This is a genomic window from Mangrovivirga halotolerans, assembly GCF_026241165.1.
In the GTDB taxonomy this organism is placed as follows: Bacteria; Bacteroidota; Bacteroidia; order Cytophagales; family Cyclobacteriaceae; genus Mangrovivirga; species Mangrovivirga halotolerans.
Map to the genome: position 1 here is coordinate 471,229 of NZ_JAPFQN010000006.1, position 15,763 is coordinate 486,991.

The 15,763-nt window shown below is 35.1% G+C and carries 16 protein-coding genes; 5 read left to right on the top strand and 11 right to left on the bottom strand.

Annotation, left to right across the window (positions count from 1 at the left end; genetic code table 11):
• Position 1: 1 nt before the first annotated feature.
• Both OO013_RS12945 and OO013_RS12950 read right to left on the bottom strand, forming a co-directional pair.
• Positions 2 to 1,930, bottom strand: coding sequence for a cation:proton antiporter domain-containing protein (locus tag OO013_RS12945; RefSeq protein WP_266057271.1), 1,929 nt, complete (start codon positions 1,928 to 1,930; stop codon positions 2 to 4).
• Between the two features lie 76 nt (positions 1,931 to 2,006).
• Entirely contained in the window at positions 2,007 to 2,477 is a 471-nt protein-coding gene (locus OO013_RS12950) for an Lrp/AsnC family transcriptional regulator (RefSeq protein ID WP_266057273.1), read from the bottom strand.
• A 132-nt stretch (positions 2,478 to 2,609) separates the two neighbouring features.
• On the opposite strand from OO013_RS12950, the gene OO013_RS12955 reads away from it, so the two are divergent.
• The gene (locus OO013_RS12955) at positions 2,610 to 3,878 is read left to right on the top strand and encodes a cystathionine gamma-synthase family protein (RefSeq protein WP_266057275.1); all 1,269 of its coding nucleotides are present in this window, start codon (positions 2,610 to 2,612) and stop codon (positions 3,876 to 3,878) included.
• A 70-nt stretch (positions 3,879 to 3,948) separates the two neighbouring features.
• On the opposite strand, the gene OO013_RS12960 is transcribed toward OO013_RS12955, so the two are convergent.
• The 6 genes from OO013_RS12960 to OO013_RS12985 form a co-directional block, all read right to left on the bottom strand.
• A complete protein-coding gene (locus OO013_RS12960; RefSeq protein ID WP_266057277.1) occupies positions 3,949 to 5,022 on the bottom strand; it encodes an alanine racemase in 1,074 nt (357 codons plus the stop codon).
• Between the two features lies 1 nt (position 5,023).
• A complete protein-coding gene (gene alr, locus OO013_RS12965) occupies positions 5,024 to 6,175 on the bottom strand; it encodes an alanine racemase (protein WP_266057278.1) in 1,152 nt (383 codons plus the stop codon).
• Complete coding sequence (locus OO013_RS12970) at positions 6,153 to 7,310, bottom strand: M20 metallopeptidase family protein (RefSeq protein WP_266057279.1); 1,158 nt, start codon at positions 7,308 to 7,310, stop codon at positions 6,153 to 6,155. Before OO013_RS12970 ends, alr begins: the two co-directional genes overlap by 23 nt.
• Positions 7,307 to 7,747 (bottom strand): GNAT family N-acetyltransferase, encoded by a 441-nt coding sequence (locus OO013_RS12975; protein ID WP_266057281.1) that lies wholly within the window; start codon positions 7,745 to 7,747, stop codon positions 7,307 to 7,309. Before OO013_RS12975 ends, OO013_RS12970 begins: the two co-directional genes overlap by 4 nt.
• A gap of 13 nt (positions 7,748 to 7,760) precedes the next feature.
• Positions 7,761 to 9,362: a sodium:solute symporter family protein gene (locus OO013_RS12980; RefSeq protein WP_266057282.1), complete on the bottom strand. Its 1,602-nt coding sequence runs from the start codon at positions 9,360 to 9,362 to the stop codon at positions 7,761 to 7,763.
• Between the two features lie 135 nt (positions 9,363 to 9,497).
• Positions 9,498 to 9,983, bottom strand: coding sequence for a MarR family winged helix-turn-helix transcriptional regulator (locus OO013_RS12985; RefSeq protein ID WP_266057283.1), 486 nt, complete (start codon positions 9,981 to 9,983; stop codon positions 9,498 to 9,500).
• 194 nt (positions 9,984 to 10,177) lie between these two features.
• Here OO013_RS12985 and OO013_RS12990 point away from each other — a divergent pair, with 194 nt between their 5' ends.
• Positions 10,178 to 10,564: a response regulator gene (locus OO013_RS12990; RefSeq protein ID WP_266057284.1), complete on the top strand. Its 387-nt coding sequence runs from the start codon at positions 10,178 to 10,180 to the stop codon at positions 10,562 to 10,564.
• A gap of 7 nt (positions 10,565 to 10,571) precedes the next feature.
• On the opposite strand, the gene OO013_RS12995 is transcribed toward OO013_RS12990, so the two are convergent.
• Entirely contained in the window at positions 10,572 to 12,134 is a 1,563-nt protein-coding gene (locus tag OO013_RS12995; RefSeq protein WP_266057285.1) for a hypothetical protein, read from the bottom strand.
• A 330-nt stretch (positions 12,135 to 12,464) separates the two neighbouring features.
• Between OO013_RS12995 and gldJ the strand changes: the two genes are divergently transcribed.
• On the top strand, positions 12,465 to 13,661 hold the full coding sequence (gene gldJ / locus OO013_RS13000; RefSeq protein ID WP_266057286.1) for a gliding motility lipoprotein GldJ: 1,197 nt from the start codon (positions 12,465 to 12,467) through the stop codon (positions 13,659 to 13,661).
• A gap of 50 nt (positions 13,662 to 13,711) precedes the next feature.
• On the opposite strand, the gene OO013_RS13005 is transcribed toward gldJ, so the two are convergent.
• Positions 13,712 to 14,398 carry a ComF family protein gene (locus tag OO013_RS13005; RefSeq protein ID WP_266057287.1) on the bottom strand — a complete coding sequence of 229 codons (687 nt, stop codon included), beginning with the start codon at positions 14,396 to 14,398 and terminating at the stop codon, positions 13,712 to 13,714.
• Between the two features lie 72 nt (positions 14,399 to 14,470).
• On the opposite strand from OO013_RS13005, the gene OO013_RS13010 reads away from it, so the two are divergent.
• Positions 14,471 to 14,830 (top strand): carboxymuconolactone decarboxylase family protein, encoded by a 360-nt coding sequence (locus OO013_RS13010; protein WP_266057289.1) that lies wholly within the window; start codon positions 14,471 to 14,473, stop codon positions 14,828 to 14,830.
• On the top strand, positions 14,823 to 15,185 hold the full coding sequence (locus OO013_RS13015; protein ID WP_266057477.1) for a hypothetical protein: 363 nt from the start codon (positions 14,823 to 14,825) through the stop codon (positions 15,183 to 15,185). The genes OO013_RS13010 and OO013_RS13015 overlap by 8 nt, the downstream gene beginning before the upstream one ends.
• Positions 15,186 to 15,359: 174 nt before the next feature.
• Here OO013_RS13015 and OO013_RS13020 read toward each other — a convergent pair whose 3' ends face one another.
• Positions 15,360 to 15,539, bottom strand: a complete 180-nt coding sequence (locus tag OO013_RS13020) for a hypothetical protein (protein ID WP_266057291.1) — start codon at positions 15,537 to 15,539, stop codon at positions 15,360 to 15,362.
• Positions 15,540 to 15,763: the final 224 nt, after the last annotated feature.

The following is a 15,763-nucleotide window of genomic DNA, read 5'->3' on the forward strand; positions in this document are numbered from 1 at the left end:
ACTAATCTTTTTCAAATCTTAAACTTACTTCTTCAAGACTGTCTTTGTCACCAACTAAAGTTACCAGATCGCCTTTTCTAAGACGTGTATAGCCATGGGAAATTATCAGATGTCCGCGTCTCTTAATAGATAAAACAATTACATCTGCAGGAATAGAAATATCCCTTAAAGCCATTCCATGAAGTTCATCACTAACTAGTTCGAGTTCTATGGTATCTTGATGCTCCTGCATACCTAATATCAGACTAGTTGCTTCCGGAGAACGAACATAGTGATCAAGCAGAGATAGAATAGCTGTTCCAGGCTCAATGATTTTAGCTCCCAATTCATGAAATTTATTGAAAAAATATCGATCATTTAGCTTTACTACGATTCTATCAATTCCAAATTTTTCATAGACCTCCTCACAAATTTGAAGGTTTTCTTCATCCGTTCTCATTAGAACAACAGATTCTACCTTTTCCATTCCTAAGGCATCAAAATATATTTTATTAAATTTTGGTACGATGACCTGATCAAAACCCTCTGTGATCCCATCTAGTGTTTCATTTTCAAGAGTAACTATTTTAGCATTCCACTTATTTTCTTTAAGTACCTGAGATAGACTAATAGCCTGCCTGTCATTTCCAAAAATCAATACATCACGAGATCCTTCAAATCCTTTCAACGCACCTTTAGTGTGAGCTTCTCCTGCTTTTTGTATATAATATTTATATAAAGGAGGGCCCACAAACTGATTAATTACTATCAATGCAATCATTGTTGTGGAAAATATTTGTTGCCATTCGCCAAAAACAACAAATGACTCTGTAGTCAACGACAGTGCAACTCCCGCTTGAGTAATGTATGGCATCCAACTTCTAAATGTAACAGGCCAACTAAAACGACTAAGGCGTCCCACTGATATCGAGCCGGCAAACAACGCAATTATCCTTATTACAAAAAGGCCTAATGCAATTGGCCATACTTGTAATAAAACATCAACCGATACTGATGCTCCGGTAAGGGTAAAAAATATCAAATAGATATATGGACCCAAATCATGAATTATCTTTGAAAAGGCTAATCTCTGCCTACTATAGTTTGTTACCTGAAAACTAGCAACGATACAAATCAATAAAGGCTCCAGATAAACTTCAATATGAAAGAAGTAATCAAATACATGTTTAACAAAATCGGTAAATCTAAAAATCCCGAATCCAAAAAATAAAATTAAGGCACCGCTAGCTTTAAAATCAAGATTAAACTTTAATACTTTATCGATTAAGACACCTAAAAAATACCCGATTGTGATCGTTACAATAAGGTTTGCACATAATAGGAGAACAAACCACCCGCTAAATTCCTGACCAAGCAATAAAGATTGAACTATGGAAAAGCAAACAGCAAAAACCATTATTACCAGCACATCCTTAATAACGATTACCCCCATGGAAATTCTGGTTAATGGTCCATGGGCTCTTAATTCATTAACCACTGCGATTGCAGCTTCGGGACTCCGGGTAATAAAAATTGTAGCCGCTAAAAGACTAACTCCAAATTTTATCTCAGAAGAAACTTCCGATAATACTTCCAAGTTATTTACAAGCCAGAAAATCAGCCCGAAAGAAACTAAAAAGGTCACTAAAATTTGACCTAATGTTTGCCAGAAAATAGCCTTCCCGGAAGTTCGAAGTTCTTTAATTTTTAATTCATTACCTGCAGCAAAAGCAATAAAGGCCAGACACAGATCAAATAAATATTCAAGCCTGATAATAGAATGGGATGGAATAAGATTAAATATAAAAGGCCCTGCGACTAAACCAGAAATTAACAGGCCTGTTATTCTAGGCAGACCTAACCGACTTTGAATAAATTCCGCTATTTTCCAGGCAGCAACTGCCACAATCGCAAAACCACCAAGAGCTACCCAAAAATTTAAATCAAACATATTGCCGGCCTAAAAATTTTATAAAAATGAAATCCCAGCCTAATATAAAAAGGGATTTGAATAAATTAAAATCGAATTAATCAGGAATATGAATAGGAACTGAAGTATCTGTTTTAATATCATCTAAAATAAACCAGCTATGTACCTGCGCTATGTTTTCCATAACGGCGAGCTTATTAACAACAAACCGTTGATAAGCATCCATATCATCTACACAAACCTTTAACAAATAATCCATCACCCCTGCCATATGATAACATTCCATTACTTCTTTTAATGGTAATACTTCCTTTTCAAATTGCTCGATCATTGGTCTTTGATGAGATGTAAGCGTTACTGAAGCAAAAGCCAGTATTTCCTTCCCGATTTTTTTCCTGTCAACCAACGCTACATACTTCTTGATATATTTTTGCTTTTCAAGATACTTTATTCTTTCATACACAGGAGTAATACTTAAACCCATTGAGCCTGCCAGTTCTTTCATGGTAAGTTTACCATTTTGCTGAAGAGCATTTAGTATCCGAAGGTCTGTCAGATCTAATTTCATAAGTCGATCATAAATATTTTTCTGAAGAACAATCTATTTATCTCTCAATAAAGAAAATTTTTCTGTTAAATGTAAAAAAAAATAAACCTTTTCTAAAGGTAGTGCATTTCTCCATAATTATTTTCATCATGCATGAAGAACAACCCAAATAAGAAATATATGAAGCCAGAAAGCTTAATGATGAGTTACGGTTATAAACCGGAATTATCTGAAGGAGCCTTAAAGTGTCCGATTTTTTTAACGTCTACATTTGTTTTTAAAAATGCTGAAGAGGGAAAAGCATTCTTTGAGGTAGCTTACGGATTAAGGGAAAAGAAAGAAAATGAGGAATTGGGATTGATCTACTCCCGTTTAAATAACCCGGACTTAGAAATTCTGGAAAACCGACTTACATTGTGGGATAATGCGGATGATGCAGCTGTTTTTGAAAGTGGTATGTCTGCGATCAGTACCTCAATGCTGACATTTTTAAATCCCGGAGATACTTTATTATACTCAAACCCTTTATATGGTGGGTCTCATCACTTTATAAACCATGTATTAACAAGATTCGGAATTAATATCATTGATTTTAATTCGACAGATTCCAAAACAGATATTCTAAACAAATTAGAAGAAAAGGGATTGAGTGATTCGGTTAAAATGATCTATGTGGAAACACCAGGTAATCCTACTAATTCGTTGATTGATATTAATATGTGTTCTGAGTTATCTAAAGAATTAAGTAGTGAAGAATCAAAAACTTTACTGGTAGTAGATAACACCTATCTAGGGCCTGTATGGCAAAACCCGTTAAATCTTGGAGCAGATTTGATTGTCTATTCCGCAACAAAATACATAGGTGGCCATAGTGATGTTATAGCCGGAGCAGTTTTGGGTAATAGTAAATTGATGGCTGAGATAAAAGGTATGAGAACATTCCTGGGTAATATGGCCGGCCCCTGGACAGGATGGTTATTAATGAGGAGTCTTGAAACTCTCAAAATGAGAATGGAAACTCAGGCAGTTAATGCAGCTAAGGTTGCTGAATTTTTAAATGCTCATCCAAAAGTTGAAAAGGTTTATTATCTCGGAAACCTATCTGCTGAAGAAAACCCCAAGGAATTTGAGATCTATAAAAACCAATGTAAAGGGCCAGGGGCGATGATCAGTTTTGATATAAAGGGAGGTGAAAAAGAAGCGTTCAAATTCCTGAATAATTTAAAACTAATAACTTTAGCTGTTTCCTTAGGTAGTACAGAAAGTTTAGCTGAGCACCCGTTCAGTATGACTCACGCTGATGTGTCGACTGAAATAAAAGAATCAGTATCGATTACAGAAAGACTTGTTAGATTAAGCATTGGTGTAGAAAACCCGGATGATATTATTTCAGATATCAAACAAGCATTGAATAGTATATAATACCCCTTCATCAATAAACAACAAAAGGCTGTCAAATGACAGCCTTTTTTATTTTATATCATTTTGTAAATCACTCTACAACTTTCTTTTCAATATAATTTGAATTTAAAATACTTAGCGCTCCCATATATTTTAAATCAAAAGCAACGAGGTCGCCAACTTTCATATCCCTATCTGTCTCTCCCAGATCAATAATTAGCATATCTGAACTGGCTCCCGAAATTGAAAGATCTCCATCTTCGGGAATTAAGTAGTCAGGATCGATATCTAGCAACCCGATATCAATAATTGCCCTGTAGCTGCTCTGACCATAATCTTCTTCTTTGATCTTAAATGTTTCGCCACTAGGATTTTCATCTAAAACTCCAATTGGAACTTTAGGCTTTTCAGTAATTTCAATAATTTCAGTATATAATTTGAAGACATCGTGCTTCATGCCTTCAACCTGTTCCCCTGTGAAAAGATTATTTCCGAAATATAAGATTTCCCCTACTCTAAAGTGATTTATACCTACAGGAACCTGATGTTTAAATAACAGAGGAACTACTACAGAAGTACCTCCGGTAACCCATGGAATTTTTACATTAAATTTGGTTTCAATCAACTGCTTATAAAGGCTAAGTTGAACCAGCTTATCTGTTGAAGGCATTACACCATATAAACAGTTAAGATTTGAACCAATCCCGGTCACTTTAATATTTGGCAATTTGAAAACCGAGGCATAAAAATCCATGAGCTCTTCACCCATCACACCTTCTCTAAGATCGCCAAGTTCGATCATTATTATTACCTTATGCTGCCTGTTTTGTTTTACAGCTTCTTCACTGAGCCACTTAATTGTTTCATATTCAGTGTTAAAACTGGCATCTGCATATTTTACGATTTTGGATATGCTCCTTTTGGCAGGGGGTTTAATGTATACAGTTTCAACTTCGGGATTTAAAGACTTAACCTTTTTTAGATTAGAAATCCGACTATCACATATCTCGGAAATGCCAAGATTTATGATCTCCTGTAAATACTTTTCATTTCCACATAACAATTTCGAAACAATTGCCCAATCAATATTATTCTCTCTAAACAGATTATTAAGAAATTGATAGTTATGCTGTAATTTTGATTTATTGAGTGTTAGATAAGCCATTTTATTTTATAAATCTGGGTATGTCTAGTGGTAAACGGGTGAGTAATTCGTAATTGAGCTGATCACTCAACTCTCCAAAAGAGGATACTGTAACTTCAAGGTCACCCTGATCACCTATTATTACAACCTCATCTCCAATGGAAACATTTTCAACTCCGGTAACGTCAATTTGAAGACAATTCATATTAACAATACCAACAACTGGTAATCTTTCTCCCCTTATTAGTACACGTCCGGTGTTACTTAAAGTTCTGCTAAATCCATTTGCATAACCAATTGGAACAATAGCAATTTTCATATCATGTCCTGCCAAATAGGTAGTTCCGTAACCAATATATTCACCGGTTTTAACCTTCTGAATACTCATAATATAGCTTTTCCAGTTAATCAGTCTCCAAAGTGGACTTTCCTTGATCGCTTTATTTTTCAGGTATTCAATGAAAATTTCTCTACTCGGCCAAAAACCATATTGTAAAATCCCAACTCTGACCATGTCAAAATGCATTGAGGGATATCTAATCATTGCCGCTGAACAGCAAGTATGGTATATCTCTGGTTTAACACCAGTTTCTTCACAATGTTTTTTGACATTTAGAAATATTCTGCATTGATCTTCTATCCGAACATAGTTTCCAATGCTTTCTGCCCCTGCAAAATGGGTACACAACGCTTTGAATTTAAGTGTATCTTTATTTTTCTCAAAAAAACTTAATACATTATCTATCTCCTCTGGAGTAAACCCGGTTCGATTCATTCCGGTTTCAAGCTCAACATGACAGAGAGCTTTTTTTCCAAGTTTTTGAGCGACATTCTTTGCTTTTTGTAATCTGATTTGTTCAAAAACAAAAAACTCTATCTCATTCTTAATCACCCATTCAAAATCATTTTCATTTACATCTCCCATTATCAGGAGAGTACAGTTTTCGTCTTTAATTACATCATAAACACGCCTCGCTTCATAAGAGCTATATACAGAAAAATGATCAACTCCGGCATTAAGCGCGATTTTTACGAACTCTTCAATGCCATGGCCATAAGCATTGCCTTTAACAACACTTGAAAACACAGTATGCTTACTTATCTGGCTTTTAATAAATTCCAGATTGTGTTTATAGGCCTCGGTATTAAGTTCAATGCAAGACGAATGGTTCATTCAACTGATTTTTTTGATCAACTAAATCCATGAACATTTCTATGGATGGACGTATTATTTCATCAGGGAAATCATAATCAGGATTATGTAGTGCAGAGACATCTTCTCCTGCTCCAATTCCAAACATGGCGCCACTAAATTTATCTGTAAAAAGTCCGAAATCTTCTCCCCACTTGAATGGCAGATCTATTTCTTCATATTTTAAACCGCATTTATCAGAAGCGTTTTTAATCGCATTGACTGCATGTTCATCATTAACATTAGCGAAAAATGATTCCGTCCAATCAATTTCATAATTAATTTTGCCATCGCAAACTTCTCTGACTATTTCCTTTACACTTTTTTTGAGCCCCGCCATTCTGGCGTTGAGTTTAGTCCTCAAAGTATAATGCAATTCTCCATAACCAGCACTTACCCCATAACTAGTATTACCTACATGAGCATACACCGGAGTCATTAGTTGAAAATCATTATTACTTAAATCTGGATTTTCCAACTCTGCGAATTGGCTGATTAATTTACTGATAAAGCCCATCGGATTGATTCCATGCTCAGGTTCAGCAGCATGTGCAGTAACTCCTTTTAGTTTTATTATAATGCTATCTGCAGCACAAGAAAAACTGCCTTGCTTGCAAAGTATTTTTCCTCTTTCTACGCCTGGAATATTATGTAAAGCATACACTACATCCGGATTTACTTCTTCAAACAAAGGATCATCTATCACTGCTCTTGCTCCATGGCCATTTTCTTCGGCTGGTTGGAACAGCAAGTGGACTTTCCCTTTTTTTATTCCAGTCTGATCAAGAAGCCTGGCTGTACCTAAAATAATTGTAGTATGGCCATCGTGCCCGCAAAGATGGGCTACACCTTCATTTACCGAGCTATATTCAAGATCAGATTCTTCCTGAATAGGTAAAGCGTCGATATCGCCTCGCAACATTATTTCCGGTCCGGGTTCATCTCCTTCGAAAGTAACGATGACTCCTGTTTTACCTATTGAAGAAACTTTACCACGCTCAATTAACTCGAGCCTTTTTAAAATCCATTTTTGAGTTTGCTTTTCATTATCTGAAAGTTCAGGATGCTTATGTAAAGTCCTCCTGAACTTCACAAGATCGTCAATCTTTACTTTCATATGTTTTTAAATCTCATTTCAAGATACTTATTGGTAAAACCGATCTTTTCATATAAAAATTTAGCAGGATTATTTGGCTCCACGTGTAGCGCTATATCTCCTTTTGAGACTTCAATTGCTTTTTGCATTAATTTTTTACCAAGTCCGGCTCCTCGTTTATCTCCATGAACAGCGATATATACAAGGATATTTTCTGGAATATATCCGCCCATTCCAGTTTCATTCAGAACTACGGCTCCAACAATTTTATCACCATCTGCTCCCACAACAATATTCCCGCCACGGTCAAATACATAATTTATTGCTTTGAGTATATCAGACTTATCGTCTCCAAACTCATCAAGGTGTTCTGCTAAAAATGTAGCAATAGCATCATTAGTAAATATGCTATCTTCACCTGTCTTACTATTAATTACTGTTAATGTTGTTTCTGCCATTTTAAAAGCTGTTTTATTTTAATTTTGGATATATTAAAGATAATACAATAAACACGAATGCTGAAGCGGTAATTCCAAATACATTTGGATCCAGATTATATGGAAGTTTAAAGTACACATCCAGATAGTCAACGTGAATGATCTGCGATGAGTTTATTGAACTGATGATTTTACCAGGACTTAATGATTGAGTTGATATACCTGACAAATCAACCCGGCTTGATAATTCATTCAACCTGGCAGCAACTTCCGGACCTGTTAATGTCGTTGGTAGAGTGATTTTATTCGCCTGCAATAATGCTGTTACTAATCCACCGGTAATCATACCCCAAAAGGCTCCGGTCGGACTACTTTTTTTCCAGAAAAGTGCACCCATGATTGGAACAAATAATCCTGAAACCATAAATGCATAACTGTATAACATCAGGCTCAAAACATTCTCCATTACGCTTGCAATGAGAATTGCTAATACGCCTACCATTAAAGTTACAACCTGGGATAACCGTAAAACTGATTTTTCTGAATCAAATTTATTTGTAAATTTTTGAATAAAATCTGATACAATATTTCCTGAGGATGCCATTAGGCAACTATCAGCTGTTGAAAGAATTGCAGAAAAATAGGCTGACATCATTAAACCTAAAAGACCAACCGGTAATATCGTTCTCAATAACATTGGTAGTCCTTGTTCCGGATCTGTCTGAGCTATATTTTCAGCTCCAAGATAATCGAACATTCCCTGGTCAGCAGCAACACGGGCAAAAAGACCAAGAGCAACTCCCATAAACGCCATGACCGGCCATTCAAAAAGCCCTGCAATGTACCAGGCTTTTTTAGCTGTTTTTACATCTTTACAAGCATAAATACGCTGGTATAAAGTCATTCCAACAAACCAGATAGGAATAATTGTCACTACCCAGTACACAATATCCTGCCAGCTAATATTTGCTAAAGAAAGCATTTCAGGTTTAACTGTTGCCTGAATTCCTTCCAATCCACCGATTGCGTAATAAGAAAGGGGAATTCCGATAAAAATAAGTCCGGACAATAAAATTATCCACTGAATTGTATCGGTATAAATAACTGCTTTTATTCCTCCCATTACTGTATATACCACAGCTATTGATCCCATTATTATTAAAGCAGTAGACAAGTTTAGTTCCTGAAAAGTTCCTGAAGCCAATTTTGCACCTGCTAAAATCTGAGAACTTGTAAACCCCGCATAACCAATCGCAGAAATGATGGCTGCGGTAATGGCTACTTTCTTATCAAAAAAATACTCATAGACCTGCGGCATTGTGTGAAATTTACTGAAAGCGGTATTTCCCCGAACTACCGGAATTAGAAAAACAGCTGCTAGCCAGGCTCCTAGTAATCCGGTGAAAAGCATCCAGCTTCCGGATATTCCCATGGTAAAACCTAGTCCGCCAAGGCCGATTGAAAAACCGCCTCCTACATCAGTTGCAACGACACTTAATCCGATATGCCAACTCGACATTCCTCGTCCACCCACATAGTAATCGTCAAGTCCTTCATTTTTTCTTAAAAAGAAGAAACCCACACCTAACATTGCAATCATGTAAATGGCAAAAATGGCCAGGTCTATTATATTCATAAAGAGATTTGATTTCTACTGAACTTTCTTTTTGAGTTAGTGCTAATAAAAATGGTTATGATGACCTTTTATTAAAAATAGTTTCAGGTGAAACAAAATTAATATGAAATTTTCCGTTGTGCCACCAAAAATGTTTTATTCCTTAGAATTTGATATAATCTCACCGGTAGTCAATAAAGGAGAAGCATCAATTTTACCTGCATCCATCAAATTAACCAATGTATTAATAGAAGATTTGATTTGATTGATTTCTGAATCATCTAGCTTTTCAAGACTGGTCTCCAGCTTTTCCTGCATCAGGGGTGGAATTTTATCAAACGAATCCTGGCCGGCTTTAGTCAAAGCAATTAAGCTACTTCGTTTATCTTCGATACGAGGCAATCTTGCTACATAACCTTTTGACTCCAACCGCTTTATAATTCCTGTAACAGTACTGGCATTTAAATTTAAATGCGCTTTAATATCTTTTTGAGTAGCCATTCCTTTATCAGACTGCTTCAGAAATTTTAAAGTGAGTAATTGCGGTATACTAAGGCCATACATCTTTTGAATTCTTTTACTTTCAATGTTTATGGCTCTTATTATCCTTCTCAAATCAATAAGAATGTCAGTGTACTCCATTTTGTTCCTGCAGAAAATATTTACTCAAAGATAAATAAATATTTGAATGAATTTTAGCGATAAACCGGGTGTATCTTTTTCATTTGTACCATAAATTCAAATTAAGAAGCTTAAACTGTTGACAATAAGATAATTGTTACCTATTTTCGACACATTCCAATATTTTTTAACCATTTAGCCGCTAAATATAAAGAATGAGTCCAAGAGAAATCAGTAAAGTTTTTATTATCGACGATGAGCCCATTTGCAACAAGTTGTGTAAAAACATGCTTTCATATCACTACCCTCATTTTAGTGTAAATGAATATACTGATCCGGATGAGGCATTGAGAGATTTAGAAAAGGGAGAAGACCCGGACTTGATCATTCTTGACATCCAAATGAAAAACATGTCAGGCTGGCAATTTCTTGACCGGTATAATTCAAGCGAAAAAAAAGGGAAGGTGTTAATAGTGAGCAGTTCGCCGGATTTTAATGATTTTAAGAAAGCAAAAGATTATGAGAGAGTGTACAAGTATATAGTTAAACCACTTGACACACTCAAGGTTGCAAACTTACTGGAACCAGCTAAAATTTTATGATAGCGAATTAATCTTCATCAAAGCTGTCTGCCTGAAATCCATTAAATTTCTTTTTTAGTTTATTTTCTGTGATCTTATGATTTACAGTATATGATGGATCCAGCTCTAGTCTAACTAATCTTTTATCAGCTAAAACAAGCATTAATTTCTGGTAATCATTTTGAAACTCCTGTGTTCTACGAGCTTCTTTAAAAGCATACTTTCTGGCAAAAGCGTCAGCTTTGGTAATTACTTCAATCTTTAATTCTGCAGCTATATTTCTTTTTTCCATAAGATCCTGTGCAGAACGGCCAATAACTTCAGTTGCTTCTAATGTATTTATTGTTACTACAGTGGTACCGCCCACACCGGAAACCATTTTACTAGCATCTCCTTCCAGAAAAATAGGAGAAAGGCCTGTTGTCGCACCTAAAGTGGCATTTAAAATAGATCTATTCTTTTTGCCTTTTCTTGCCCTCTTGTAATTTTTTTCTAATTCCTTTTCCTTGTCTTCGAGCTGCTCACTCAAAATATATACCTCACTTAATACATTTATATATTGTTCGTAGAAAATCTTATCTTTTTTAGCCAGGTTTTCAGCATGCTTTACCAAGATGGTGACTTCCTTCTGATCTTTTTTCCCACTTTTATCCATCGCAAAAAATGTCAACTTCGCACTATCTACTTTTTCTTCTTCAGAAACAAAATCATAATCCGGAGTCCAGATCATTTCATATTGTGATTGGGTATTCTTTCTCAGAGCCGAATCATCAATTTCGGCCTTATCACTCACAAAATAAAAACCACTTATATCATCATCACCATTCGGATCTGATAAGAAAAACTTAATGTTTACCGTTGAGTTTTCATATACTTCTATAATGTCAGTTTGAGGAACCATGCTGATCTGAGGTGGAAGATCAATCTGAGTTGTTTCAATAATCAGCTTTCCTTCAGACCTTGCTTTATATGGTTGGTCTTCTACAAAAAATTGTAATTCATATGGTGTTCTGCGCAATTTATTAAATTGATAACGCGATGGTTTCCAGGTGACCTCTCCGGATTGAGAAACTTTTAGCCCTTGAGGGAGCCTGGCAGGATCGGCAAAAAACACAACAGGATCACCATCAGGATCTGAAAATGCCTGCTTATCTATTTGATATTTATTTTCTATCCCATATTGAACATAAAATTTATTAATTGTAGAGGTTCGCGGTTTCCTGTTTTTATGTTTTACGCGAAACCACAAAGTTTTTTCGGACAGAACCTCTTCACCTTTTCGAACAAAGACTATCGATTGAAAATCAGTCAGAGAATCTAATCTGTTCACAATAGAAAAATCGGGAGCTATATATAAGGTGTCATTTTGGATATGAGTAAATCTTTTAGCTGTTCCTCGTAAACCTATCTCAACAGAATCAGAAGAAACAGAAGTGTTTACGGGTAAAATAAGAGTATCTCCTTCGTCAATAGTATAGGTACTTTGAGGAAATGATAATAAATTTTCATTCTTATTTTGTGCAAATACTACAAGTGTTTGAAAAACAAACCATGCTAGTAAAAAGACTTTCTTTCCAAAAAAATTATTCATACTTTTAAAAATCCAAATACGCTTATTCTAAAATTAAGAAGGTTAAAGATAAATGTAATACCACTATTTATGTACGCAATCATAAATATTATCTTACATTTGACGGATAATATTGAAGGGTTTTTTCCTTTCATAGTTTTTTTTTACTAATTATGCGTAATAAACAGGCAATTAAACAGTTTTACTTATTGAAGATTAATCTCTTTCATTAAAACTGTAAAAATGTTGCATTTATCTAGCATTGATTACATAAGCGTTAACGGTAATCTTTGAATAGATATTTAAATATTAATATATTAGCATTCATTTTTTTCAAAATAGCATAGCACAATGAAAAAACTTTCAAGAACTGCAAAACGCTTATCACTTTTTTTATGTGTAGCAGCAGTGATGGGTTCCTGTAAAATGAAGACGCAGCCAAATGCGCAAAACCCGGGACCCGTCAGTACAACAACCGGCTTAGAATATAATGCTGATGAAGGCTTTCAGGTCAGCGAATACCGCGACCAGCCTGTGGGACCAAACCTTGTGTTTATCGAGGGAGGAAGAACTGTACTCGGATCTTTCGAGGAAGATATCATGAACAGTCGTGATAACGTCGAAAGAACTGTTACAGTAGCCAGTTTCTATATGGATGAGACTGAAGTGGCTAACATTCACTGGTTAGAATATCTTCATGCCATTAAAAGAGACTCAACTCCTGAGTTTTATCAATCAGCTCTTCCAGACACTACAGTTTGGAGAAAAGAATTAGCATTCAATGATAGTTATGTAGATCATTATCTACGATATCCTGGTTTCAGATATTATCCTGTTGTAGGAGTTAGCTGGATTCAGGCAACAGATTTCTGTAAATGGAGAACAGCAGTAGTTAATCAGAGATTAAGTGAAGAATCTGGAATTGAAGTAGATGCTAATTCAGGTGGTAGAATTCCTCTGGAAAGTGGTGTGGTTGTTCCGGATTACAGACTACCTACAGAAGCGGAGTGGGAATATGCAGCTTATGCATTAATCGGTACTCAATGGTTGGACGAAATTCAGACACACTCAAGAATTTATCCTTGGGATGGTCATGCATTGAGAAATCCATATGGAAAAGAAATGGGTTACTTCCTTGCTAACTTTAGAAGAGGTCGTGGTGACTACGCTGGTATTGCCGGTAAGTTAAACGATGGTGCAATGATCACAGCATATGTTTATGACAACCCACCAAATGATTACGGCCTTTATAACATGGCAGGTAATGTAAACGAATGGGTACAGGATGTTTACCGTCCTCTTTCATTCGAAGATGTTGATGACCTTAACCCATTCCGTAGAGGAGGTTTCCTTGACGAAGAAGATGGTTACGATACAGAAAATTTTAACTCTCTAATCAGTAACAGAACTAGAGTTTACAAGGGAGGTTCATGGAAAGATGTTGCTTACTGGATGTCTCCAGGTACAAGAAGATACTTAGAAGAAGATTCAGCGACATCAACAGTTGGATTCCGTTGTGCTATGATTAGAGCAGGATCTAATTACTAGTAAATAAAATTTTGAAAAAGAAAACCCTGGCTAAAAAGTCAGGGTTTTTTTTATTTGGTGATAGCTAAAGAGATTACCCCTATATGAAGTTCTTTTCTAAAATTTTGAGGAATGCATTCATATATAGCCTCCAGAGTCGCACCAGTAGTTACCACATCATCTACTAAAATAATCTTTCCCGGCACTTCTTTCTGATCATCAAAAATATATGTTTCCGAAGTGTTTATCCATCTGTCCCATCTGGATTTACTCGTTTGACTTTCCATATTGAAACTTCTGTATATCAGGTTATTATTTATCTTACAACCTAATGCTCTAGATAATCCCTTTGCAAATTCTTCACTTTGATTAAATCCTCGCATAGCCTTTTTCTTAGCATGAATCGGTACTGGAATCAGAGTGTAATCATCAAGTTCAGGATGTTTTTCCAATAATAACTCTCCGTATCTAATACCCATATCAACTATTAATTGCTTATTTCCTTTATATTTAATTTCATCCAGAAGGACGCTGGTCTGATTACCTTTTCGATAAATTAAATAAGCAAGAGCAAAATCAACAGGAAAACGAATACTCAACCGATATTTTAATTCATTTTGTAAGAAATTGTGAAAATCTGTAACCGGGAGTGAGGAAAGACAGTTAAAACATAATCCCTGATTTTCCTTTTTTAATAAAAGATTACCACAAGAATGGCAATATTCAGGGAAAAAGAGTGAAATAAAATCTGAAAGCATCGAATATTGTTTTGGTTGTGTTTTCAATTTCGGTTTCAAAATTTAGCTTTGCATTCTTATAAATAAAAATATATGAATAATTCAGTTACAGAATTTAACGAGTACCGCGCTAGAATGAACGATGAAATTCTTGGCGCAAATAATAAAATATTAAAAAGAATCTTTAACCTGGACACAAATGCATTTCAGGAAGGAGCCCTTGATAAAAGAACCAAAGAAATTGTAGGATTAGCCTGCAGCATGGTATTAAGATGTGATGACTGTGTTAAATATCATTTAACTAAATGCTATGAGTTAAAACTTAGTGATGACCAGGTTTACGAAGTATTCTCTGTAGCTAATTTAATAGGCGGAACAATTGTTATTCCTCACTTACGCAGAGCCGTTGAGTTTTGGAATGAATTAAAACAAAGCGAAAATAATGATCTATAAAAAAGATCTTGACCTCGAAAGGTCATGGCAATCTCTACTTAATAAGCTGGAAGAGTCAGTAGGCAAAAAGCCTGCTGATCTTAACAGCGTATTATTTTTAATCGGTGTTCAGGAATTAGGCTATGGTCCGAAAAGATACTCTAAGGAACAAAAACAAGATTTAATGCATATTGCAATTTGTAAAGTATTAAGTCTTTCCGGATATTATGAATTAGAAGGAATTGATGAAGATGGGTGGCCTCATTGGAAACCCATAAAAAAACTACCTCATTTTGACTTGCTCGATCAGGAAAAACTGTTAAAACTTAATATTATCGATTACTTTAATACTGAAATGAATTTTAATATTAAGTAAGAATTAAACGGAAGCTCCTTTTTATCCGTTTAAAATATATTGCTTAGTTTATGTATTGAATTAAAATAATAGTATAGATAGTATATCAAAAAATATCGCCAAGTATAAGAAACGATTTTATACGCGTAAGCTGGTAAAGAATAGCATTATTGGCTTAACTTCTTTTTTAGGAATCTACCTTGTCGTTTCAACCCTGGAATATTTTTCGTATTTCTCAGGGTCAATAAGATTTATTTTATTTTTAATTCTATCTGTCGCCTTTATTTCATTTTTAATAGCAGGGCTTGTCATTCCATTTATTCGGTTTTTAAGATCTGATAAATTACTCTCGGATGAAAATGCTGCGATCTTCATTGGAAAACATTTTCCCGAAATAAATGACAGGTTAATTAATACACTGCAATTAAAATCCATCTCTTCTACCGACCAATCATTAATTCAAGCAGAAATTTCTAAAAGAATCAAAGAGCTTGATAAGTTTAATTTTTCAGATGCAGTAAATTTTAGCAAATTAAATAAATACCTTAAGTACATTGTTCCTCCTTTGGGTCTAGTGCTTCTCCTGTTTTTTTTCTACC